Origin of the sequence: Nocardioides jiangsuensis, assembly GCF_019679455.1 — a bacterium.
GTDB classification, from domain to species: domain Bacteria; phylum Actinomycetota; class Actinomycetes; order Propionibacteriales; family Nocardioidaceae; genus Nocardioides_C; species Nocardioides_C jiangsuensis.
In genome coordinates this window covers 1,617,750-1,641,017 of the sequence record NZ_JAIEZQ010000001.1, presented here as the reverse complement: position 1 = coordinate 1,641,017, position 23,268 = coordinate 1,617,750, and the positions used below count along the sequence as shown (strand labels likewise).

The 23,268-nt window shown below is 72.8% G+C and carries 16 protein-coding genes and 2 pseudogenes; 7 read left to right on the top strand and 11 right to left on the bottom strand.

The window, feature by feature from the left end; translation table 11 throughout:
- Positions 1–33: 33 nt before the first annotated feature.
- The 4 genes from K1X13_RS07705 to K1X13_RS07690 form a co-directional block, all read right to left on the bottom strand.
- Positions 34–420: a VOC family protein gene (locus tag K1X13_RS07705; protein ID WP_221024345.1), complete on the bottom strand. Its 387-nt coding sequence runs from the start codon at positions 418–420 to the stop codon at positions 34–36.
- Between the two features lie 114 nt (positions 421–534).
- Positions 535–741, bottom strand: a complete 207-nt coding sequence (locus K1X13_RS07700; protein WP_221024344.1) for a hypothetical protein — start codon at positions 739–741, stop codon at positions 535–537.
- A gap of 207 nt (positions 742–948) precedes the next feature.
- Positions 949–3,003, bottom strand: coding sequence for a YhgE/Pip domain-containing protein (locus tag K1X13_RS19635; protein WP_221024343.1), 2,055 nt, complete (start codon positions 3,001–3,003; stop codon positions 949–951).
- The gene (locus tag K1X13_RS07690; protein WP_221024342.1) at positions 3,000–5,711 is read right to left on the bottom strand and encodes an MMPL family transporter; all 2,712 of its coding nucleotides are present in this window, start codon (positions 5,709–5,711) and stop codon (positions 3,000–3,002) included. The genes K1X13_RS19635 and K1X13_RS07690 overlap by 4 nt, the downstream gene beginning before the upstream one ends.
- A 119-nt stretch (positions 5,712–5,830) precedes the next feature.
- Here K1X13_RS07690 and K1X13_RS07685 point away from each other — a divergent pair, with 119 nt between their 5' ends.
- Entirely contained in the window at positions 5,831–6,457 is a 627-nt protein-coding gene (locus K1X13_RS07685) for a TetR/AcrR family transcriptional regulator (protein ID WP_221024341.1), read from the top strand.
- 92 nt (positions 6,458–6,549) lie between these two features.
- Here K1X13_RS07685 and K1X13_RS07680 read toward each other — a convergent pair whose 3' ends face one another.
- Positions 6,550–7,212 (bottom strand): YceI family protein, encoded by a 663-nt coding sequence (locus K1X13_RS07680; protein ID WP_221024340.1) that lies wholly within the window; start codon positions 7,210–7,212, stop codon positions 6,550–6,552.
- Here K1X13_RS07680 and K1X13_RS07675 point away from each other — a divergent pair.
- A pseudogene (locus K1X13_RS07675) lies at positions 7,211–8,818 on the top strand (NAD-dependent succinate-semialdehyde dehydrogenase); the annotation flags it as partial. The gene K1X13_RS07680 and the pseudogene K1X13_RS07675 sit on opposite strands and share 2 nt — an antisense overlap.
- Positions 8,819–8,986: 168 nt before the next feature.
- On the opposite strand, the pseudogene K1X13_RS07670 reads toward K1X13_RS07675, so the two are convergent.
- A pseudogene (locus tag K1X13_RS07670) lies at positions 8,987–10,069 on the bottom strand (ROK family transcriptional regulator); the annotation flags it as partial.
- A 141-nt stretch (positions 10,070–10,210) separates the two neighbouring features.
- Here K1X13_RS07670 and zwf point away from each other — a divergent pair.
- The 4 genes from zwf (at position 10,211) to mmuM (ending at position 15,195) form a co-directional block, all read left to right on the top strand.
- The gene (zwf, locus tag K1X13_RS07665) at positions 10,211–11,686 is read left to right on the top strand and encodes a glucose-6-phosphate dehydrogenase (RefSeq protein ID WP_221024339.1); all 1,476 of its coding nucleotides are present in this window, start codon (positions 10,211–10,213) and stop codon (positions 11,684–11,686) included.
- The gene (gene edd / locus K1X13_RS07660; protein WP_225914548.1) at positions 11,686–13,557 is read left to right on the top strand and encodes a phosphogluconate dehydratase; all 1,872 of its coding nucleotides are present in this window, start codon (positions 11,686–11,688) and stop codon (positions 13,555–13,557) included. The genes zwf and edd overlap by 1 nt, the downstream gene beginning before the upstream one ends.
- A complete protein-coding gene (gene eda / locus K1X13_RS07655; protein WP_221024338.1) occupies positions 13,550–14,191 on the top strand; it encodes a bifunctional 4-hydroxy-2-oxoglutarate aldolase/2-dehydro-3-deoxy-phosphogluconate aldolase in 642 nt (213 codons plus the stop codon). The genes edd and eda overlap by 8 nt, the downstream gene beginning before the upstream one ends.
- Positions 14,192–14,283: 92 nt before the next feature.
- Positions 14,284–15,195 (top strand): homocysteine S-methyltransferase, encoded by a 912-nt coding sequence (gene mmuM / locus K1X13_RS07650; RefSeq protein ID WP_308249451.1) that lies wholly within the window; start codon positions 14,284–14,286, stop codon positions 15,193–15,195.
- 69 nt (positions 15,196–15,264) lie between these two features.
- Here mmuM and pgm read toward each other — a convergent pair whose 3' ends face one another.
- A complete protein-coding gene (gene pgm, locus K1X13_RS07645) occupies positions 15,265–16,911 on the bottom strand; it encodes a phosphoglucomutase (alpha-D-glucose-1,6-bisphosphate-dependent) (protein ID WP_221024337.1) in 1,647 nt (548 codons plus the stop codon).
- Positions 16,912–16,982: 71 nt separating this feature from the next.
- Positions 16,983–17,243, bottom strand: coding sequence for a hypothetical protein (locus K1X13_RS07640; protein WP_221024336.1), 261 nt, complete (start codon positions 17,241–17,243; stop codon positions 16,983–16,985).
- A gap of 332 nt (positions 17,244–17,575) precedes the next feature.
- Between K1X13_RS07640 and K1X13_RS07635 the strand changes: the two genes are divergently transcribed.
- A complete protein-coding gene (locus K1X13_RS07635) occupies positions 17,576–18,658 on the top strand; it encodes an ABC transporter ATP-binding protein (protein WP_221024335.1) in 1,083 nt (360 codons plus the stop codon).
- Between the two features lie 328 nt (positions 18,659–18,986).
- On the opposite strand, the gene K1X13_RS07630 is transcribed toward K1X13_RS07635, so the two are convergent.
- From K1X13_RS07630 to K1X13_RS07620, 3 genes are all read right to left on the bottom strand, one after another.
- Positions 18,987–20,168 carry an acyl-CoA dehydrogenase family protein gene (locus K1X13_RS07630; RefSeq protein ID WP_221024334.1) on the bottom strand — a complete coding sequence of 394 codons (1,182 nt, stop codon included), beginning with the start codon at positions 20,166–20,168 and terminating at the stop codon, positions 18,987–18,989.
- Positions 20,159–21,688: a long-chain-fatty-acid--CoA ligase gene (locus K1X13_RS07625; RefSeq protein ID WP_221024333.1), complete on the bottom strand. Its 1,530-nt coding sequence runs from the start codon at positions 21,686–21,688 to the stop codon at positions 20,159–20,161. Before K1X13_RS07625 ends, K1X13_RS07630 begins: the two co-directional genes overlap by 10 nt.
- Before the next feature lie 166 nt (positions 21,689–21,854).
- On the bottom strand, positions 21,855–23,198 hold the full coding sequence (locus K1X13_RS07620) for an ABC transporter substrate-binding protein (RefSeq protein ID WP_221024332.1): 1,344 nt from the start codon (positions 23,196–23,198) through the stop codon (positions 21,855–21,857).
- Between the last annotated feature and the right edge of the window lie 70 nt (positions 23,199–23,268).

Genomic DNA, 23,268 nt, shown 5'->3' with positions numbered 1-23,268 from the left:
GCGGTCGCGCGCCGGTCACGGTGGGACCTCGGTTCACTGCTCGTCGTCGCGACAGAGGCAGAACGGGTGCCCGGCCGGGTCCAGCAGCACGCGGACATGCTCCTGCGGCTGGTCGTCGGCGAGCTCGGCCCCGAGGGCGACCGCGTCGGCTACCGCGGAGTCGAGGTCCCCGACCTGGAAGTCGAAGTGCATCATCGTGCGCTGCTGCCCGTCGACGGGCGGCCACACCGGCGGCACGTAGCCCTCGGCCTGCTGGAAGACGAGATAGATCGACCCCTGGGGCGCCGCCACGATGGCGGTGCCCGGCTCTTGATGACCGATGGGCCAACCGAGCAGCTGGGAGTAGAACGCAGCCAGGGCGCCCGGATCGGGCGCCTCGATCGCGGTGCCCCACCACATGTCCTCGGTGCGAGAGCGCATGGGTGGAACCTAGGGCGCCACCGTTCAGGCAGGCAAGAGCGATCCGCCACCGCACTCCGCGGGAGTGACAGGTAGCGGCACAGCCCACAGCCGCAGGTCAGCGGGTCGACCGGCTCAGCGGGTCAGCGGGTCGCGGGCGAACGGAACCACCCAGCGCCCTCCGGCGTGCCGGAAGGTCAGCCGGACCCGGGTGGCCTCTTCCCGTACCGCTCGCTTCGAGGCCGCCTTCGCGGCACGACGCTGCGCGGCCTGGGCCACGCGCTCGTCGATGCGGTCACTGGCGATCCGGATGGCGGCGGCAGGGTCGTTGGTCGGGTACATCGCTGTCTCCTGGTCTCGTGCGTCGACTCCTTGTCGACATCTCGAGACTCGCCGTAAGACGGGCGACACACATCGGACGTCATCCCTAGTCGCTGCTGCGGCAGACAGCCCCGCGCGGGCAACCGTCCGCGCAGGTACCTCAGAAGCGCCGGGCAGACCCACGAACGGCCGCACCTGAGCACTCGCCCGCGGCCCGGACCAGCGACCTCAGCCGGGTGACGTCGCGACGTGCCGTCGTACGTCGGCGACGCTCAGCCGCTGCCGCCTCCGTGCCGCGGCAGTCGTCACCGCCAGCGCCACCACTCCCCAGGCCACCAGCGCGAGCGCCGCCGACGCCACGGAACCGACCCGGCCTCCCAGGGTCAGGTCACCGACCGCCTCCGCGGCGAGCGAGACCGGCAGGAAGCCGCTCAACGCCTGCAGGACCGGCGGTGCGGTGTCGATCGGCACCAGCCCGCCGAGGGACACCGCCTGGAGCACCGCGAGGACGATCGAGACCATCCACCCGCGCCGAGGGCCGAGGACCGCGACGAACGCCTGGTTCACGGCCGCGAACACCGCGGCCGGCAGCAGCAGGAACGCCGCGACCCCGACCGGCGAGTCCATCACCACGTCGAACGCGCCGAGCACCGCGAAGAGCAGCGCGCTCTGCGCCGCGCCGATCGCGACCGCGGGGAGCCAGCCGGCGAGCGCGACCCGGTACGCCGGGCGCGCCGCCGCGAGCGCGCGGCCCGGCAACGCCTGCCGCACCAGGTAGGTGACGAACGCACCGAGCCACAGGGCGAGCGCGAGCACGCCGGGAGCGAGGCTGGACGCGCCGGAGGGCACCTCGTTGAGCCGGTCCGCCTCGATGGCGACGGGCTGCGCGACGACGTCGGCGATCTGCCTGCGCTGCTCCGGCGTGTACGACGGGATCCGGTCGGCGCCCTGCGCCAGCCCGTCGGCCAGCTCATGGGAGCCGCTGCCGAGCCGGGCGGACCCGTCCGCGAGCCGCGTCGACCCGTCGGCGAGGCGGGAGGCGCCCTCGCTCGCCGAGGCGGCACCTGCGGCGAGACGCACCGCACCGTCCCCGAGCCGCCCGGCGCCCTGACCCAGGCGTCCGGTGCCCGCGTCCAGCCTGCGTGCTCCGGCGGCGAGCCGGTCGGCGCCGCCCGCCAGCCGGGCCGAGCCGTCCTGCGCACGACCCACCGCGTCCACCAGCGCCGGTGTACCCGCGGCCAGCGTGTCGGCTCCCTCCGCCACCTGACGCGAGCCGGAGGTGAGCGCCTCCGCGTTGCCGCCATCGGCGCCGACCGCCTGGACGGTGGCTGCGCAGAGCCGGGCGTGGCTGCCGGCGAGAACCGGGTCGGACTGGCACGCCGACCTCCACGCGAGCAGCACCCGCGACCAGCCGTCGACCCCGTCGGCGACCCGGCCGGCGCCGTCCGCGAGGCGCGACGTCTGCCCCGGCAGCGGTTCGGTCCGCTCGTGCAGCGTGCCGAGCCCGCCGGCGAGCTCGCGCGCACCGTCGGAGAGGTCGTCGGCGCCGGTGGCCAGGCGCCCGGTCCCGGTGGAGAGACGCGCGGCGCCGTCGGCCAGTCTCGTCGCGCCTGACCGGAGCCGGGTGGCTCCCTCGGCGAGGCGGTCGAGTCCGTGCGCGAGGGAGCCCGCGCCGTCGGTGAGCGCGGTGGTGCCCTCGCCGAGCCGGGCGGCGCCGTCCGCGAGCCGGTCCGCGCCGTCCTCGGCCCTGCCGAGCGACGCCTCGAGCTCGCCGGTCTGCGCGTACACCCCCTCGACGAACGTGGCCGTGATCCGTTGGTTCAGCCGCGCGGCCGCGACGTCACCGATCCGGTCACTCAGCAGGCCCACGAGGGCGCTGGAGCTGTCGTTGCTGCGCACCGTGATCTCGGCACGCTCGGGGTCGGCCCCGGACACTCCCGCGACGGTCCGCGAGAAGCCGCGCGGGATCGTGACCACCGCGTAGTAGCTGCCGTCGCGCAGGCCCGCCTCGGCGTCCTCGGCCTCGGTGAGCTCCCAGCCCAGGGACTGCTCGGACTCGTCGGTGGGCGAGGTCAGGCCCGCGGCGAGCAGCCGGCCGGCCGCGACCGTCTGCCGGTCCTCGCCCCTGCCGGTCCGCACGGGGTCGTCGAGGTTCACCACCGCGGCCGGGACCGAGTCGAGCCGCTCCACCCGGTCGCCGAGCGACCAGAGCACGAGCGACCCGAAGAGCACGGGCAGCAGGACCGCGGCCACGAGGACACGGGTCGGGTGGGGTCGCTTCACAGCGAGGCCTCCTCATCGGTACGGGTCGGGGTGGCCGCGGTGTCCAGGCGTGCGACCCCGGTGACCCCGTCGGCCGGGAGGTGCGTGGCGCCGGCCAGGACGGCGACCCCGCGCTCGGTCAGCCGGCGCAGTGCCTGCCACCTCCGGTCGAGCTCGTCGTCGCTGGCGAAGAAGTCCACGCCGTCGACCACGACGAGCACGGGGTCGTCGTTCCGGCGACGCCCACCGAGCGCCTCGAGCTCGTCGAGCCGGGGGAAGCGCTCGAGCAGCGGGACCCGGCGTCGTACGGCGGCCGCCTCCTCCGGCAGCACGCGGTCGAGCACGACCAGCGTCCCGGACGACGCGTCCAGCCGGCCGGCGACCGCGGCGAGCAGCGCGCGGCGGGCGACCCGGTCCTCGGCGTGCACCACGACCAGCGCCCCCGGGCGTACGACGGCGTCCACCCCGTCCAGGACGACCGAGCCGTCGCTGTCCTCGACCCGCAGGCCCTCCGCCCGGACCACGGCGGCCCCGTGCTCGCGCGTCCACGCGTCGTGGGCGAGGTGCCGCCCCAGGCCGACCCCCTCGACGTCGAGCACGGGCAGCCGGCGGTCCAGCCACCCGGGCAGCCACCAGGCCCGGTCGCCGAGCATCGCGAGCACGGCAGGCACCAGCGTCATCCGCACCAGGAACGCGTCGACGAAGACCCCGACGGCGAGCCCGAGCGCGATCGGCTTCACGGAAGCGTCGCCGTGCGGCACGAACGCCGCGAAGACGCTGATCATGATCACCGCCGCCGCGGTCACCACCCGGGCGCTGGCGGTGAACCCGCTCGTGACCGCGCGCCGGGCGTCGCCGGTGCGGACGAACTCCTCCCGCATCCGCGAGACGAGGAAGACCTCGTAGTCCATCGCGAGCCCGAAGAGCACGCCCATCAAGATGATCGGCAGGAACGAGATCACCGGCCCGACCCGGGCGACGTTCAGCTCGTCGGCGAGCCAGCCCCACTCGAAGACGGCCGCGACCGCGCCGAAGGAGGCGCCGACCGAGAGCAGGTACCCGAGCGTCGCCTTGACCGGGACCGCGACCGACCGGAAGACGATCGCGAGCAGGACCAGGGAGAGCCCGACCACCACGATCCCGAACGGCAGCAGGGCGGCCGCGAGCCGCGCGGAGACGTCGATGCTGACGGCGGTGTGCCCGGTGACGGTGAGGTCGGTGACGCCGTACCGCTCCTCCAGCGCGCCGGCCCGGTCGCGGATCTCCTGGGCGAGCTCCGCGGTGGCAGTGTCGGCCTGCGCGGCCTCGGGGACGACCTGCACGATGCCGAGGTCGGCCTTGCGGTTCGGGGTGGACAGCGCGACCGCCTCGACCCCGTCGAGCGTGGCGAGGTCGCGCCCGAGGTCGTCCATCACGCCGATCGGGTCGGTGGTGCGGATGATGTCGACGGTGACCAGCAGCGGGGTGTTGAACCCCGGCCCGTAGGCCTCCGCGACCAGGTCGTAGGTGACCCGTTCCGTGGACCCCGCCGGGGCGGTGCCGGTGTCGGGCAGGCCGAGCGCGAGGTCCTTGGCCGGCAGCGCCATCACGAGCAGCCCCGCGGTGACCACGAGCACGGTCAGCGCCGGCACCCGGGTGACGAGCGCGACCCAGCGCGCGCCGAGGGTGTGCGTGTCACCGTGCTCGACCAGGGCGTGCCGCGCCGCCCGCGACCCGGGCCGGGGGCGTAGCCGCTCCCCCGCCAGGCCGAGCATCGCCGGTACGGCGGTGAGCGCGACGAGGACCGAGACGGCCACCGCCACCGCGGCGGCGACGCCCATCACGGCCAGGAAGGGGATCCGGGCCACGACCAGGCCGCAGAGCGCGATCACGACCGTGGTCCCGGCGAAGATCACCGCACTGCCCGCGGTGGCCATCGCCTGGGCCGCGGACTCCTCGGCGTCGAGGCCTTCGACGAGCTGGCTGCGGTGCCGCGACACGATGAACAGCGCGTAGTCGATGCCGACGGCGAGGCCGATCATCAGCGCGAGCGTCGGCGTCGAGCTGCTGATGTCGGTGACGGAGGCGGCGGCGAGGATGCCGGCCATCGCCACGCCGACCCCGAGCACCGCGGTGACGATCGGCATCCCGGCCGCGAGGAGGGAGCCGAAGGTGACGGCGAGCACGACGAGCGCCACCACCACGCCGAGCGCCTCGGTCAGGCTCGCGTGGACGGTGGTGCTGGTGAAGATCGTCCCGCCGAGGTGCACCTCGAGGTCGCTGCTCCCGGGCAGGCTCCGGGCCGCCTCCTCGATCTCCGCGACCGTGGCGTCGTCGAGCCGGTCGAGAGGGAGGTCGAGCTGGACCTGGGAGAGCGCATGCCGGCCGTCCTCGGAGAGGGAGAGGCGCTGCTGCCTGCCGAACGGGTCGGTGGCGAGCACGACGTGCTCGACCCGCTCCACCCTGTCCAGGACGGCGCGGACCTGGCCGCGGTAGCCGCGCACCTGCTCCCCCGCCGGCGCCCGGAAGAGCACCTGGCCGGACGTGCCGGCCACCTCGGGGAACTGCCGCTCGAGCACGTCGAGGCCGTGCTGCGACTCGGTGCCGGGGATGGTCAGGTCCTCCTGCAGCGTCCCCCCGGCGCCGACCGCGACGAGCCCCGCCCCGAGCACCGCGAGCAGCCAGACCACGAGGACGAGCCGGGCACGCCGCGCCATCAGGCGGCCGAGGCGGTAGAGGGAGGACGACATGGTTCAGTACGCTAGCGTATTGGATACACACCTGTATCCAACGGGAGGTCGTCATCCGCGTCACACCCGGCCGCCCACGCCCGCGTCGGGCCGCGGCTCCGCGCACTAAGGTGATCGCCGTGCCCGCCGTACCCGCCTCCGCCGCCGTGCGCCGACGCGAGAACACGCGCGCACGCCTGCTCGCCGCGGCGCTCGACGTGTTCGCCGAGCAGGGCGTCAAGCGCGTGACGGTGGACGAGCTGGTCGCCGCCGCCGGGTTCACCCGCGGGGCGTTCTACTCGAACTTCTCCAGCCTGGAAGAGGTCTTCTTCGCGGTCTTCGAAGACCAGGCCAGCCGGATGCTCGCCGCGGTCCGGGGCGTCATCGAGTCGATCCCCGAGGGTGACTTCTCCCTCGAGTCGCTCGGGCTCATCCTGGAGAGCCTGCACCCGTACGGCCGGCAGTGGTACCTGATCCACACCGAGTTCGTGCTGCTCGCACTGCGCAACGACGAGGCCCGCACCGTGCTCAACGAGCACACCCGACGCTTCCACGCCGAGCTCGTCGACGTGATCGGCGTGGTGATCGCGCGCCTCGGCCGCACCCCGAAGATCCCGCTGGAGCAGATGACCGAGACCGCGGTCGCGCTCTACATGCACAGCATCGCCCAGGAGCATCTCGGCGAGGGCACCCTGCGCCCGCAGCAGCTGCTCGACACCGTGCTCCCCGAGGTGGTCCTCGGGCTGTCGAGCCCCACCGAGGGCTGAGCCGGACTTCCCGCAACGCGAGGAGCCCGCCCCCTCGACGGGGACGGGCTCCTCCACAGGAGTCCGGGCGCTGACGCCGGGACGACCTCGCGTCAGCCGTTCTGGACGGCGATCGCGGAGACGTCGAACTCGAGCTTGATCTTCTCGCTCACCAGCACGCCGCCGGTCTCGAGCGCGGCGTTCCAGGTGAGGCCCCAGTCCTTGCGGTTGACCGTGGTCGCACCCTCGAAGCCGACACGCAGGTTGCCGAACGGGTCACGCGCCGAGCCGGTCGACTCGAAGTCGATGCTGACCGGGCGGGTGACGTCCTTGATGGTGAGGTCGCCGGTGACGGTCCAGGTCACGGCGTCCTTGCGGGCGACCGAGGTCGAGACGAACGCGATCTCGGGGAAGGTCTCGACGTCGAAGAAGTCACCCGAGCGCAGGTGGCCGTCGCGGTCGGCCTGGCCGGTGCTGATGCTGGCGGTGCGGATGCTGACCTTCGCCGAGGACGCGGCCGGGTCGGCGGCATCGATGTGGGCGGACCCCTCGAGCTCGGCGAACTGGCCGCGGACGGTGGTGACCATCGCGTGGCGGGCCGAGAAGCCGATCCGGGTGTGCGCCGGGTCGATGGTGTAGTCGCCGCTGATGTCGTCGACGGCGGAGGTGCCCGCGTCGAAGACCGGACGCTCGGCGGTCGCGACCGAGCCGGACTCAGCGGAGCCGGCGAGCACGGTGGAGGCGGTGGCCTTGTTGTTGCGGTTGAACAGTCCCATGACAGATCTCCTGGAGTACGTAGGCAAACTTGAACTTTCAAGTAACAGTACGCCTAGATACTTGAACCGTCAAGTGTTCGCCGTGGGTCTGTCTGGACCGCGCCGGGAGTTTGCTCGGGGCCGCCGAGGGGACAGACTGGCGATACCACCGACGAGACGAAGCGAGGTTGTCGTGCCCACCGCTGAGAACGAGCAGAAGCTGATCGCCGGGTTGAACACCGGCCTGTACATCGACGGCACCTGGCGGGACGCCTCGAACGGCGCCACCTTCGACGTCGAGGACCCCTCCACCGGCGAGGTGCTCACCACGGTCGCCAACGCGACCCCCGAGGACGGGATGGCGGCCCTGGACGCCGCCGCGGCCGCGCAGGCCTCCTGGGGCTCCACTCCCCCGCGGGAGCGGGCCGAGATCCTGCGCCGGGCCTTCGACCTGGTCACCGAGCGGGCCGACGACTTCGCGCTGCTGATGACCCTGGAGATGGGCAAGCCGCTCGCGGAGGCACGGGGCGAGGTCGCCTACGGCGGCGAGTTCCTCCGGTGGTTCTCCGAGGAGGCGGCCCGGATCTCCGGGCGCTACTCGGTCGCCCCCGACGGCAGGACGCGGGTGCTGGTGCACAAGCGACCGGTCGGGCCCTGCCTGTTCATCACCCCCTGGAACTTCCCGCTGGCGATGGCCACCCGGAAGATCGCGCCCGCCATCGCGGCCGGCTGCACCATGGTCGTGAAGCCGGCGACGCTGACCCCGCTCACCACCCTGCTCATGACCCAGGTGCTCGAGGAGGCCGGCCTGCCCAAGGGCGTGCTCAACGTCGTACCCACCAGCAAGGCCTCCGACGTGACCGGCCCGCTGCTGCAGGACCCGCGGCTGCGCAAGCTCTCCTTCACCGGGTCGACCGAGGTCGGCCGCGGCCTGCTCCGCGGCGCCGCGGACCAGGTGCTGCGGACGTCGATGGAGCTCGGCGGCAACGCGCCGTTCCTGGTCTTCGAGGACGCCGACCTCGACAAGGCCGTCGAGGGCGCGATGCTCGCCAAGCTGCGCAACATGGGCGAGGCCTGCACCGCCGCGAACCGGTTCATCGTGCACGCCGACGTCGCCGACGAGTTCGCCGAGAAGCTCACCGCGAAGATGAGGACGCTGCCCGTCAAGCGCGGCACCGAGGACGACGCCAAGATCGGCCCGCTCATCGACGAGAAGAGCCGGACCAAGGTGCACGAGCTCGTCGAGGACGCCATCGCCAAGGGCGCCACCGTCACCACCGGGGGCGAGCCCCAGGACGGGCCCGGCTACTTCTACCCGCCGACCGTGCTCACCGGCGTCACCGGCGAGGCGCGGATCCTCACCGAGGAGGTGTTCGGGCCGGTCGCCCCGATCGTCACGTTCACCGACGAGGACGACGCGATCGCGATGGCCAACGACACCGAGTTCGGCCTGGTCGCCTACGCCTACACCAACGACCTGAGCCGGTCGGTGCGGCTGACCGAGCGGATCGAGTCCGGGATGCTCGGCGTCAACGTGGGCGTGGTGTCGAACCCGGCCGCGCCGTTCGGCGGCGTCAAGCAGTCCGGCCTCGGCCGGGAGGGCGGCTTCGAGGGGATCGAGGAGTACCTCGAGACCCGGTACGCCGGGATCGCCGACCCCTACGCCTGCGCCGCCGCGCTCCGCGGGGCCCGGGGCGCCCCCCCCCCGCCCCACGGCGCGCACCGCGAGGATCTCCTCGAGCACCATCGCCGCACAGCCCACCACGCCGGAGCGCTCGCCGTGCGTGGTCGGCAGGATGTCGAGCTGCCGGGTGCTCAGCGCCGTCGCGTTCGCGTAGACCGTCTCGCGCAGACCCGCCACGAGCGAGTCGTAGGCCAGCGCCATGTCTCCGCCGATGACCACGGCCTCGGGGTTGAGCAGGTTCACCGCCCCCGCGATCACCTCGCCGAGCCGGCGGCCGCTCTCGCGCAGCAGCCGCCGCGCCTCCGCGTCGCCGTTGAGCGCGAGCGCCACCAGGTCGCGGATGTGGCCGACCTCGCGGCCCTGCTCACGCAGCGCCCGGACCAGCGCCCAGCCGCCGGCGACCGCCTCGACGCAGCCGACGTCGCCGCAGCGGCAGACCACACCCTCCGCGGCCGGGGTCTTCGTGTGCCCGATCTCGCCGGCGGCCCCGAGCGCGCCACGCTGGAGCACCCCGCCGGACACGATCCCGGCGCCGAGGCCGGTCGACGCCTTGACCAGCAGCACGTTGTCGAGCCGCTCGAGGTGCCCGTGCCGCTCGGAGAGCGCCATCACGTTGGCGTCGTTGTCGACGTACACCGGCGCCTCGATGCCGACGGCGCCGCCGGTCAGGTACGGCGCCAGCACCACGCCGTCCCAGCCGACCATGATCGGGGAGTCGAGGCTCGCGCCGCGCTCGTAGTCCACCGTGCCGGGGATGCTCACCCCGACGCCCTTGACGTCGGCGACCGGCCGGCCGGCCTGCTCGAGCAGGCGCCCGAGCCGCTTGGCCAGCTCAGGCATCAGCTCGTCGGGGGCGACGCCGACCTCCTGGTCCACGTCCTCGGCCACGAGCACCTCGCCGGCGAGGTCGCACACGGCCAGCTGGGTGCGGCTGCGGCCGACGGCCACGGCGAGCACCACCCCGGCGTCGGTGTCGAAGCGGAGCCGCGCGGGCGGGCGACCCCCGGTCGAGGGGCCCTCGTCGTCCTCGACGACGAGGCCGGCCTCGAGCAGCGAGGAGAGCCGCGCGGTCACCGCGGTGCGGGAGAGACCGGTGAGCCGTCCGACGTCGGTGCGGGTGGTGACCCGGCCCTCCCGGATCAGCGCGAACACCTCACCAGCGGTGGCGGGCACGAGGGAGGGGCGCAGTGGCATGTGGGGCATTGAACCACCTCCTGCCGTTCCGACACCCCTTCTCACTTTTGCATTTCAAAATGCGGAAGTGGTGCTTGGCAAAGAGCATAAGTATCTCTACGGTGGTGAGTCGACCCACCCTCGCGCCCTCCGGGAGACCGAATGCCCGCCACCACCTCCGTGGCACCTTGCGACTTCGTCGTCTTCGGCGGGACCGGCGACCTCGCCGTCCGCAAGCTGCTGCCCGCCCTCTACCTCCGTGACCGCGACGGCCAGCTGACTCCCGAGACCCGGGTCGTCGCCGCCGCCCGCGCCGGCCTCGACGACGCCGGCTACCGGGACAAGATCCGCGGGGAGATCCCCCGCTTCGTGCCCGCGGACCAGATCGACGACGCCGCGCTGGACCGGTTCATCGCCCGGCTCTCCTACGTCGAGGTCGACTTCGCCCACGAGGACGGCTGGCCCGACCTCACCCACCTGCTCGAGCCGCGCCCCGACGTGGTCCGCGTCTTCTACCTGGCCTGCTCGCCGCAGCTGTTCGGCCCCGTGTCCGCCCGGCTCGCCGAGCACGGCCTGGTCACCGAGGCCTCGCGGGTGGTGCTGGAGAAGCCGATCGGCCACGACCTGGACTCGGCACGCGAGGTCAACGACGCGGTCGGGGCGGTCTTCGACGAGTACCAGATCTTCCGGATCGACCACTACCTCGGCAAGGAGAGCGTGCAGAACCTGCTCGTCACCAGGTTCGCCAACACGTTCCTCGAGCCGCTGTGGAACAACGCCTGCATCGACCACGTGCAGATCACCGTCGCCGAGTCGCTCGGGGTCGGCACGCGGGGCGGCTACTACGACGCCTCCGGCGCGCTGCGCGACATGGTGCAGAACCACCTGCTGCAGCTGCTCTGCCTCGTGGCGATGGAGCCGCCGACGTACGTCGACCGCGAGACCGTGCGAGACGAGAAGCTCAAGGTCCTCCAGGCGCTGCGCCCGATGACCCAGCAGGATGTCGGCCGGCTGACCGTCGCGGGACAGTACGGCCCCGGCCTCGCCGAGGGGTCGGCGGTCCCGTCGTACCAGCAGGAGGTCGAGCACCCCGACAGCCGCACCGAGACGTTCGTGGCGATCAAGGCCGAGGTGCAGAACTGGCGCTGGGCCGGTGTCCCGTTCTACCTGCGCACCGGCAAGCGGATGGACCGGCGCTGCTCGGAGATCGTGATCGAGTTCAAGCCGGTCCCGCACCCGATGTTCCCCGGCAGCGACGGCACCAGCGAGCCGAACCGACTGGTCATCCAGCTCCAGCCCGACGAGGGGATGCGGCTGCACATGACCGCGAAGGAGCCCGGCCCCGGTGGCATCCGGCTCCGCCCGGTCTCGCTCAACCTCAACTACGAGCAGACCTTCCAGCGCCGCTCCCCCGACGCCTACGAGCGGCTGCTCATGGACGTCGTGCGCGGCAACCCGACCCTGTTCATGCGCCGCGACGAGGTCGAGGCCGCGTGGGCGTGGGTCGAGCCGATCCTCATCAACTGGGCGCAGGCCGAGCACGGCCCGCGCCGCTACCCCGCAGGCACCAGTGGTCCCACCGCCGCGACCACCCTCATCGAGCGCGACGGACGCGCCTGGTACGAAGGCAGCATCTGATGACCACACCCACACCCGCCCCCGTGCACCCGGTCCTGGCCGAGGTCACCGCCCGCATCACCGAGCGCAGCCGACCCGAGCGCCAGGCCTACCTCGCCCGGATCCGTGAGGCCGCCGAGCGCGGCCCCGCCCGCGGCCGCCTCGCCTGCGCCAACCTCGCGCACGGCTTCGCCGCCTCCGGCCCCGCCGACAAGGAGGCGCTGCGCGGACTGGTCAAGCCCAACGTCGCGATCGTCTCCGCCTACAACGACATGCTCTCCGCGCACCAGCCGTTCGAGAGCTACCCCGCCCAGCTGAAGAAGGCGGTCGTCCGCGCCGGCGGGATCGCCCAGTTCGCCGGCGGCGTGCCCGCCATGTGCGACGGCGTCACCCAGGGCCGCGACGGCATGCAGCTGTCGCTGTTCAGCCGGGACGTGATCGCGATGGCGACCGCGGTGGCGCTCTCCCACGACATGTTCGACGCCGCGCTGATGCTCGGCGTCTGCGACAAGATCGTCCCCGGCCTGCTGATCGGCGCGCTCAGCTTCGGGCACCTGCCCACGGTCTTCGTGCCGGCCGGCCCGATGTCCTCGGGACTGCCGAACGGCGAGAAGGCGATGGTCCGCCAGCTCTACGCCGAGGGCAAGGTCGACCGGGCGGCGCTGCTCGACGCCGAGGCGGCGTCGTACCACTCCAGCGGCACCTGCACCTTCTTCGGCACCGCGAACTCCAACCAGCTGCTGATGGAGGTCATGGGCCTGCACCTGCCGGGCGCGAGCTTCGAGAACCCGGGCACCCCGCTGCGCGAGGCGCTCACCGCCGAGGCGGGTCGCCGGGTCACCGGGCTGACCGCGCTCGGCGACGACTTCACCCCCGTCGGCGAGGTCGTCGACGAGAAGGCGATCGTCAACGGCTGCGTCGCGCTGCTCGCCACCGGCGGCTCCACCAACCACACCATGCACCTGGTCGCGATCGCCCGCGCCGCGGGGATCACGCTGACCTGGGACGACCTCGCCGAGCTCTCGGCCGTGGTGCCGCTGCTGGCCCGGATCTACCCCAACGGCCAGGCGGACGTGAACCACTTCCACGCCGCCGGCGGTCTCGGCTTCGTGGTGCGCACCCTGCTCGAGTCCGGGCTGCTGCACGACGACGTGCGGACCGCGGTGGGCCCGGGCCTGTCCCGCTACGCGGCCGAGGCCCGCCTGGACGGCGACGGCGGGGTGACGTGGGTGGACGGCCCCGAGGCCAGCCACGACACCGACGTGCTGCGCGGCGTCGACGACCCGTTCTCCAAGGACGGTGGCCTGCGGATGCTGGCCGGCAACCTCGGCCGCAGCGTGATCAAGGTGTCCGCGGTCAAGCCCGAGCACCGGATCGTCACCGCGCCCGCGCGGGTCTTCGACGACCAGGCGGACTTCCTCACGGCGTTCGAGCAGGGCACCCTCGACGGTGACCTGGTCGCGGTGCTCCGCTACCAGGGGCCCGCCGCCAACGGCATGCCCGAGCTGCACAAGCTGACCCCCGCGCTCGGGGTGCTCCAGGACCGCGGACACCAGGTCGCGCTGGTCACCGACGGCCGGATGTCCGGCGCGTCGGGCAAGGTCCCCGCGGCGATCCACCTGACCCCCGAGGCCGCCGCCGGTGGCCCGCTGGCCCGGGTCCAGGACGGCGACCTGGTCACCGTCGACGCGGCCAGCGGCCTGCTCGAGCTGCACGTCGGCGACGCGGAGCTCGCCGCACGCCCGGCGACCGGCCGCGCGCCCAGCGCCGGCGAGTGGGTCGGCACCGGACGCGACCTGTTCGCCAGCTTCCGCACCGCGGTCGGCCCCGCCGACCAGGGCGCCAGCGTCTTCCCCACCGCTCTCGTGCCGCAGGAGGCATCGCATGTCTGAGAACACCACCCCCGCGGGCACCGCCCCGACGCTGCTCGACCGCGTCCCGGTCGTCCCCGTCGTGGTCCTCCACGACGTCGAGCACGCCGTCCCCGTCGCCCGGGCCCTGGTGGCCGGCGGCCTCCCGGTCATCGAGCTCACCCTGCGCACCCCGGCCGCCCTCGAGGCGGTCGAGCGGATCGCGGCGGAGGTGCCGGAGATCCTCGTCGGCGCGGGCACGATCGTGTCGCCGCGCCAGGCCAAGGAGGCCGCCGACGCCGGTGCGCAGTTCCTGGTCTCGCCGGGCAGCACGCCGTCGCTGCTCGCGGCCATGGACGACACCGGCCTGCCCAGCCTCCCCGGGGTCGCCACCGTGTCGGAGGTCCTCGACCTGCTCGAGCGCGGCTGGCAGGAGATGAAGTTCTTCCCCGCCGAGGCCTCGGGTGGCCAGGGCTTCCTCAGGGCGGTCTCGTCGCCGGTGCCGGCGGCGCGGTTCTGCCCCACCGGGGGCATCTCGCCCGACAACGCCCCCGGCTACCTCGCGCTGCCGAACGTCGGCTGCGTGGGCGGTTCCTGGATCACCCCGGCCGACGCCCTCGAGGCCGGCGACTGGGACCGGGTCGCCGACCTGGCCCGGGCGGCCGCCGCGCTCTGAGCGCCGGCCGGCGAGGACCCCGCGCCACCCCGGGCGTCCACAGCCGGGCGACGCGCGGCGAGGGTCCGGGGCGACCGACCTATCCTGAGCCGGTGACCACCCCGCGCCCCGACCTGACGACCCGCCCCTTGCGACCGGTGATCCTCGACGGCGGGCTGTCGAACGCGCTCGAGGAGCGCGGCCACGACCTCTCCTCCGACCTGTGGACCGCGGCCCTGCTCGCGGCCGCCCCCGAGGAGATCGCGGCGGTGCACCGCGCCTACTTCCTCGCCGGGGCGCAGGTCGCCACGACCGCGAGTTACCAGGCCAGCGTGCCCGGGCTGGTCCGCGCCGGGCTCGAGAAGGTCCAGGCCGAACGGCTGGTCCGGCGTAGCGTCGAGGTCGCCCGCGAGGTGCGCGACGAGCTGTCCGGCGACGGTGTCACCCGCCTGGTCGCGGCGTCGGTCGGCCCGTACGGCGCCGTGCTCGCCGACGGCTCGGAGTACCGCGGCCGCTACGGCCTCGCCCCCGCCGCGCTGCGCGACTTCCACCTGCCCCGGCTCGAGCTGCTCGCCACCGCCGGCCCGGACCTGTTCGCGGTGGAGACCATCCCCGACGCCGACGAGGCCGCGGTGCTCGTGCCGCTGCTCGACGAAGTCGGCCTCCCCTACTGGCTGTCCTACTCGACCGACGGGCTGCGCACGCGGGCGGGCCAGCCGCTCGAGGACGCGTACGCCGTCGTGGCGGACAGCCCGCACGCGGTCGCGACCGGGGTGAACTGCTGCGCCCCCGAGGAGGTCGGCGCCGCCCTGGAGGTGGCGGCACGGGTCACCGGCCGGCCGGGCGTCGCCTACCCGAACAGCGGCGAGGGCTGGGACAGCGGCACGCACACGTGGAGCGGCCACACGTCGTACGACGTCTCCCTGGCACCGGCCTGGGTGGCCGCGGGAGCGTCGTACGTCGGCGGCTGCTGCCGCGTCGGCCCTCGTGACATCGCCGCGCTGGCCGCGACGCTCGCCGGCTGAGCAACCCCGCACCCCCGGCGCGGCCTCGGGCCGGCCATCCGCGTCGCGCGTCCGCGACGCCCCGCGTGGTCAGGAGCCGAGCGCGGCGGAGACCACCTCACGGGCCTCGGCCTGCACCTGGGCGAGGTGGTCGCTGCCCTTGAACGACTCGGCGTAGATCTTGTAGACGTCCTCGGTGCCCGAGGGACGCGCGGCGAACCAGGCGTTCTCGGTGGTCACCTTGAGCCCGCCGATCTTCGCGCCGTTGCCGGGGGCCTCGGTGAGCCGGGCGGTGATCGCCTCGCCGGCCAGCGTCTCCGCGGTCACGTCCGCCGGTGACAGCGCGCCCAGCTTCGCCTTCTCCTCCCGGGTCGCGGGCGCGTCCACGCGCGCGTAGGCGGGGTCGCCGTACTTCGCGGTCAGGTCGGCGTAGTGCCGGCTCGGGGACGAACCGGTCGCGGCGAGGATCTCCGAGGCGAGCAGCGCCAGGATGATCCCGTCCTTGTCGGTGGTCCACACCGAGCCGTCGAAGCGGAGGAACGACGCCCCGGCGGACTCCTCGCCGCCGAACCCGATCGACCCGTCCAACAGGCCGGGGACGAACCACTTGAAGCCCACCGGGACCTCGGTCAGGGTCCGCCCCACCGACGCGGCCACCCGGTCGATCATCGACGAGGAGACCAGGGTCTTGCCGATCGCGGCGTCGGCCGCCCAGCCCGGGCGGGCACCGCCGTACAGGTAGCCGATCGCGACCGCGAGGTAGTGGTTGGGGTTCATCAGCCCGGCGTCCGGCGTGACGATGCCGTGCCGGTCGGAGTCGGCGTCGTTCCCGGTGGCGATGTCGTACTCCGCGCGGCGCTCGATCAGCGAGGCCATCGCCGACGGCGAGGAGCAGTCCATCCGGATCTTGCCGTCCCAGTCCAGGGTCATGAACCGCCACGTCGGGTCCACGAGCGGGTTCACCACGGTGAGGTCGATCCGGTGCCGGTCGGCGATCTCGCCCCAGTAGTGGACGCTGGCGCCGCCGAGCGGGTCGGCGCCGATCCGGACACCCGCCTCGCGGACCCGGTCCAGGTCGACCACCGAGGGCAGGTCGTCGACGTAGGTGCCGAGGAAGTCGTAGGACCCGGCCGCGGCGCGGGCGCGCGGGAAGGGCACCCGGCGCACCCCCTGGAGGCCCGCCTCGATGTAGGCGTTGGCCGCGTCGGCGATCACCGAGGTGGCGTCACCGTCGGCGGGGCCGCCGTTCGGCGGGTTGTACTTGAAGCCGCCGTCCCCGGGCGGGTTGTGCGACGGGGTGACGACGATGCCGTCCGCGAGCCCGGAGGCGCCGGGACGCTTGCCGCGGTTGGCGCGCAGGATCGCGTGCGAGACCGCCGGGGTCGGGGTGTAGCCGTCCCGGTCGTCCACGAGCACGGTGACGTCGTTGGCGGCGAGCACCTCCAGGGCGGTGGCCCAGGCGGGCTCGGAGAGGCCGTGCGTGTCGCGTCCGAGGAACAGCGGGCCGTCGTACCCCTGCTCCCGGCGGTAGTCGCAGATCGCCTGGGTGGTGGCGAGGATGTGCGCCTCGTTGAAGGCGTTGCGCAGGCTGCTGCCGCGGTGCCCGGAGGTGCCGAAGGCGACCCGCTGGTCGGGGTCGGCGGGGTCCGGGACGCCGGTGTAGTACGCCGTGACCAGGTGCGCGACGTCGACGAGGTCCGAGGGCTGGGCGGGCGTGCCTGCGCGAGGATCGGTCATGCGGGCATGCTACTCACGGCCGCCGCCCCCACCCGGGTTCCGCGGAGGGAGCCCCTCGGTCAGGTGACGGGTCAGGAGGTCGCCCGGCGCTGGTCCACCAGCGTCACCACCGGTCGGCGACTGCCGGCCGGGAGCGGCGTGGGCCAGACGTACGGCGCGATCAGCGCGTCGATCCCGACGGCGCGCACGAGCTCCTCGTAGTCCCGCTGCTCCGAGAGGCGGACGTCGGCCCAGCAGTCGGTGTGGAACCACGCCTCCCCGTCCTCGTCGGACCGGGAGACGGCGAGCGAGCGGATCGGGTTGCGGCAGAGCGTGCAGCGTTGGTGCGCCATGGGGCGGCCTTCCTCCTCCGACACCGTCCGTCCGCAGCTCCCCGGCTGCGCCCGCACGGCACCGACCTGTGCGTGGACCATGATCCGCCCCATGGGGCTCGCGCCCCGCGTCCACCCGACCAGAGTAGGACCAGCGGCGCCCTGCCGACCAGCCTTTTGCGGGGCCCGCGAGGCCGGGGGCGGCAGCGCCGCCCGGGGCCCCGCCCTTCCACCAGATGGGGCTTGTGACTAGAGTCACTCACAACATGTGGCACTCTCGCCGATTGGCGAGGGCCGAAACCTTTACTACGGATCGTCCGGCACGTACCTGCCGGTGAAGGGAATGAACCAGCATGGCTTCAGTCACCTACCAGAACGCCGAGCGCCTCTATCCCGGGTCGACCAAGCCGGCGGTCGACAACCTCAACCTGGAGATCCAGGACGGCGAGTTCATGGTGCTCGTCGGCCCCTCGGGCTGCGGCAAGTCGACCAGCCTGCGGATGCTTGCGGGCCTCGAGGAGGTCACCAACGGCAAGATCCTGATCGGCGACAGGGACATCACGCACCTGCCGCCGAAGGACCGCGACATCGCGATGGTGTTCCAGAACTACGCGCTCTACCCGCACATGACCGTCGCCGACAACATGGCCTTCTCGCTGAAGATGGCCAAGGTCGGCAAGGAGGAGCGGATGCAGCGCGTCGCGGAGGCCGCCAAGCTCCTCGACCTCGAGGACTACCTCGAGCGCAAGCCGAAGGCCCTCTCCGGCGGTCAGCGCCAGCGCGTCGCGATGGGCCGCGCGATCGTGCGTCACCCGCAGGTGTTCTGCATGGACGAGCCGCTGTCGAACCTCGACGCGAAGCTGCGCGTCTCGACCCGTACCCAGATCGCCGCGCTGCAGCAGCGCCTGGGCATCACCACCGTCTACGTCACCCACGACCAGGTCGAGGCGATGACGATGGGCGACCGCGTCGCGGTGATGAAGGACGGCATCCTCCAGCAGGTCGACACCCCGCTGAACCTCTACGACCGCCCGGCGAACCTGTTCGTCGCCGGCTTCATCGGCTCCCCCGCCATGAACCTCGTGCAGGCGAAGGCCGGCGAGGGCGCCGCGCGGATCGGCGAGTACGAGGTCCCGGTCGACCGCACCGCCTCGTCGAAGATGCGCGGCGCGATCACCGTCGGTGTCCGCCCCGAGGCGTGGCGGATCACCACCAAGGAGGAGGGCGGCATGCCCGTCAAGGTGACGGTCGTCGAGGAGCTCGGCGCCGACGCCTACGTCTACGGCACCAGCGGCGTGGAGGGCACCCCGAGCGACATCGTCGTGCGCATCGACGCCCGGAAGAACCTGCACAAGGGCGAGATGATCTACGTGACCACCGACCCGAACCACGTGCACGTGTTCGACACCGAGTCCGGCGAGCGCCTCTCCGAGTGAGCGCGGACGGCCCGGGCGGCGCACGTCGTCCGGGCCGTCCGGGCCGGTCCCGGGACGCCCGGGAGCAGCCGCGAGAGGTCCGGCACGACAAGACGCGAAGGCCGTCCATGGAAACCATGGACGGCCTTCGCGTGTTGAGACGGGCCTGGGGGGGATTGGCACTGGGAGGGACCGTCACATGGGGGGGTTTGACGGGTCCGTCCTCGTCTCAAGCTTGTTCAGTTGTCACGACTCTGTGCGGGCCGGTGACTCAAGTGTGTGGCACCGCGCAGCCGAACGGGACCGGAACGGCCCCTCATGAACGTGCACTGCACGATCCTGCAGAAACTCAGCCCAGGTGGCCCCGGACGGAGGCGTGCCCGCGGAGCAGGTTCCGGGCGAGGGTACGGCGCTGGATCTCGTCGGTCCCCTCGTAGATGCGCAGCAGCCGCAGCTCGCGGTACCACCGCTCGACGGGGAGCTCGCGGGTGTAGCCCATGCCGCCGTGCATCTGCAGAACCCGGTCCACGATCTCGTTGGCCTTCACCCCGCCGTACAGCTTGGCCATCGACTGGGACTGCCGTGAGTCGAGCCCCGCGTCGACCTGCCACGCGGCCGCCAGCACGAGCCAGCGCAGCGCCTCGATCTCCGTGGCGGAGTCGGCCACCATCCACTGGATCGCCTGACGCTCCGCGATCGGCTGGCCGAAGGTGACCCGGTTGCGGGCGTGCTCCATGCCCATCTCGACCAGCCGCTCGCAGGCGCCGAGGGCACGGGCCGGCAGCAGGTAGCGGCCCTTGCCGATCCACTGCATCGCCAGCGCGAACCCCTTGCCCTCCTCGCCGAGGATGTTCTCGTGCGGTACGCGGACGTCGTCGAAGACCAGCGACGCCGGCCCCCACTCCCCCATGGTGTCGATGTACTCCGACTTCCAGCCCATGTCCCGGTCGACCAGGAAACAGGTGACCGACTCGTCGGTGCGGCCCTCGCGGTGCAGGTCGGGGTCGGTGACCGCGAAGACCATGGTGAAGTCGGCCTCGTCGCCTCCGGTGATGAAGGTCTTCTCGCCACTGATCACCCACTCGTCGCCGTCGCGGCGGGCGGTGGTGCGGATCGCCCGCGCGTCCGACCCGGCGCCGGGCTCGGTGATCGCGAAGCAGCTCTTGCGCTCCCCCGCGATGGTGGGCAGCAGGTAGCGCTCCTTCTGGGCGTCGTTGGCGGAGTAGAGGATGTTGTCCGCGTCGCCGCCGAACTTGAACTGCACGAAGGAGCGGCCGAGCTCGACCTCGACGAGCGCGTTCATCACCGCGCCGAGCCCCATCCCGCCGTACTCCTCGGGGGTGTGCACCCCGAAGAAGCCGGACTCCTTCGCCTTGTCCTGCAGGGCTTTGAGCTCCTCGGCCCTCAGCCCGCGCTCGTTCCGCCGCTCGCGCGCGAGCACCTCGGGCTCGAGCGGCATGATCTCCCGGCGGACGAAGGTGCGCACCCACTCCCGGATCTCGCGCTCCTCCTCGGACAGGGTCAGGTCCATGACTGTGCCTTCTCTCTGGTGGCGATCCCGGCGTACTGCGCTCGCAGCTCGCGTTTGAGGACTTTGTGGCTGGGGCCCAGCGGCAGCTCGTCGACGACCTCGACCAGGCGCGGGTACTTGTGCCGGCCGAGCTGCTCGCGGGCCCAGGCGAGGAGGTCCTGCCCGTCGACGGCGTCGGGGGCGGTGGGTACGACGACCGCGCACACCTCCTCGCCGCGCTCGGGGTCGGGTACGCCGATGACCGCGACCTGGGCGACGGCAGGGTGCCGGGCGAGCACCTCCTCGACCTCGCGCGGGTAGACGTTGAAGCCGCCGCGGATGATCAGGTCCTTCTTGCGGTCGACGATGGAGATGAAGCCCTCCGCGTCCTTGCGTCCGATGTCGCCGGTGCGGAACCAGCCGTCCACGACCGCCTGCCGGGTGGCCTCGGGGTCGTCGAGGTAGCCCGCGAAGACGTTGTGGCCGCGGATCACGATCTCGCCGAGCTGCCCGTCGGGGAGCAGGTCGACCCGGTCCTCGACGGTCTCGTCGGCGATCTCCACCTCCACCCCCCAGATCGGGTGGCCGACGGTGCCGGCCCGGGTGCCGAACCACGGCTGGTTCACGGACGCGGTCGGCGAGGTCTCCGAGAGCCCGTAGCCCTCGAACACGGTGGTGCCGTAGACCTCCTCGAACCGCTCGAGCACCGCGACCGGGAGCGACGCCCCGCCCGAGACGCAGTCGCGGAGCCGGGGCAGCTCATCCGCGCCGGCGGCCGCCTCGAGCAGCTGCACGTACATCGTGGGCACCCCGAAGAACAGCGTGGCGCCCTCCGCGCGCATGGTCTCGATCGCCCGCGCGGCGTCGAACCGCGGCTGGAGCACCAGCGTCGCGCCGACCCGGAAGGTGGAGTTCATCGAGACCGTCTGGCCGAAGGTGTGGAACAGGGGCAGGCAGCCCATCACCACGTCGTCGCGCAGGAACGGGTTCGCGTCGAAGGCGTTCGCGGTGGCGTTGAGCACCAGGTTCAGGTGGGTCAGCACCGCGCCCTTGGGGCGGCCCGTCGTACCGCTGGTGTAGAAGATCACCGCCGGGTCCTCGGCCTCGCGGGGGACCAGGCGTGGCAGCGGCTCCACCCCGTCGGCGAACCCGGCGACGTCCCACGCGGGGATGCCGGTGCGCTCGGCCGCCGGGCCGGCGACCGCGCCGAAGCTCGCCTCGTGGAGCAGCACCTCGGCGCCGGAGTGGCCGAGGATGTGCGACGCCTCGTCGGCGTTGAGCAGGGTCGGCACCGGGACCACCACGCCACCCGCGGCGAGGATGCCGTAGTAGGCGCGGACGAAGTCGGCGACGTTCGGCGCGAGGAGCGCGACGCGGGAGCCGGGCCGGACCCCGCGGGCGTGCAGGGCGGCGGCGTACGCGCGGGCGTCGCGCCACAGGTCGACGTAGGTCAGCCGGAGGTCGCCCTCGACGAGGGCCACCTTCTCCGGGGTACGGCGTGCGGACTCGGCCAGCACGGTGGCGAGCGAAAGGGTGGTCATCGAGGTCCTCCACCGGACGTGGGTGCGGGGTCGGTGTGGGCGGTTGCGGGAGTTCTGGGCGTGGGGGCGTGCCGGGCTGTCTGCCGGGTGGGCCGGGTTGTCCGTCGGGTTGTCCGTTGGGTGGGCCGCGCCGGTCCGGCGCGGCCCACCCGCGGGTGCGGCTCGGTCAGCCGACCGGCTCGACCTCGGGGATACCGCTGGCCGGCGGCGCGTCGTCCGCCTGTCCGGAGGTGTCCTCCTCGATCGGGGCGTCGCCGATGTCGGTGGTCAGCACCGGCGTCAGCGGCTCGCCGGCGCCGCCCTTGAGCTCGACGACCTGCATGCCGGCGATGCCCATGTGGCTGTCCGCGGTGAACCGGAACGGTGCGAGCTCGGGGCCGGGGGTCGCCGGGTCCCACTGCTCGACCGCCTCGACGATGCCGTCGCGCGTCGGGTCCGGGCCGGCGGCCATCAGCGCCTGGACGAACGCGTAGGCCTTCGCCATGCCGTAGATCCGGTAGTTGGTGAGCTCGCCGTTCTCGCCGTGCTCGTCCCAGACCTTCTGCCACAGCTTGACCCACGGGTCCTCGGTGGAGTCGACGCCCGCGATGTACTCGGTGGTGAGCACGCCGTCGAGCGGGCTCGCACCGTCCACGGCGCCCTCGGAGAACTTCGACAGCAGCGAGCCGACCAGGGTCGGGTCGGAGCCGATGTTCGCGTAGAACCACTGCGGCTGGTAGTTCAGCTTCATCGCGACCAGCTGGCTGAGCGCGGTGTACGACGGGGTGTTGAAGCTGAGCACGAGGTCGGCGCCCTTGGCCTGCAGGCCCGCGATCTGCGGCGCGACGTCGGTGTTGCCGGAGGTGTAGCGCTCGACCGCGACGATCTGGTCGTCGATGAACTGCCGCACGCCCTTCTCGCTGTCCCGGCCGAGGTCGTCGTCCTGGAGGAACAGCCCGACCTTGGCGTCGGGCATGTTCTCGGCGACGTACTGGCCGATGATCTTGCCCTCGCTCTCGTAGTCGGGCTGCCAGCCGAACGTGTAGGGCTTCACGTCGGGCTCGTCACCCCACTGGATGGACCCGGAGGAGACGAACAGGTCCGGCACCTTCTCGGAGTTCAGGAAGTCCACGACCCCGGCGTGCGTGGGGGTGCCCAGGCCGCCCACCATCGCGAAGATCTCGTCCTTGAGGACCAGCTCGTTGGTGACCTGGCTGGTGTTGGTCGGGTTGTAGCCGTCGTCGCGGACGACGAACTCGATCTTGCGGCCGTCGACCCCGCCCTGCGCGTTGACGTAGTCGAAGTAGGCCTTCATGCCCGTGGGGATCTCGCTGTAGCCGGGCGCGGCGACACCGGTCAGCGGGAAGTGGGCGCCGATCGTGACGGTGTCCTCGGTGATCCCGACGTCGGAGGCGCCTCCGGCCTCCCCGCCGCTGGCCTCGCGGCTGCTGCCCGCGCCGCACGCGGCGACCAGCGCTCCGGCCGTGACGACGCCGGTGACCAGCGTCAGCTTCCTGGTCCATCTCCTCATGGTGTCCTGCCTCCTGTTGTGTGCGATCCCGTGGTGCCGGCCCGTCGTACGACGGAGCCGCCCTGCCCGA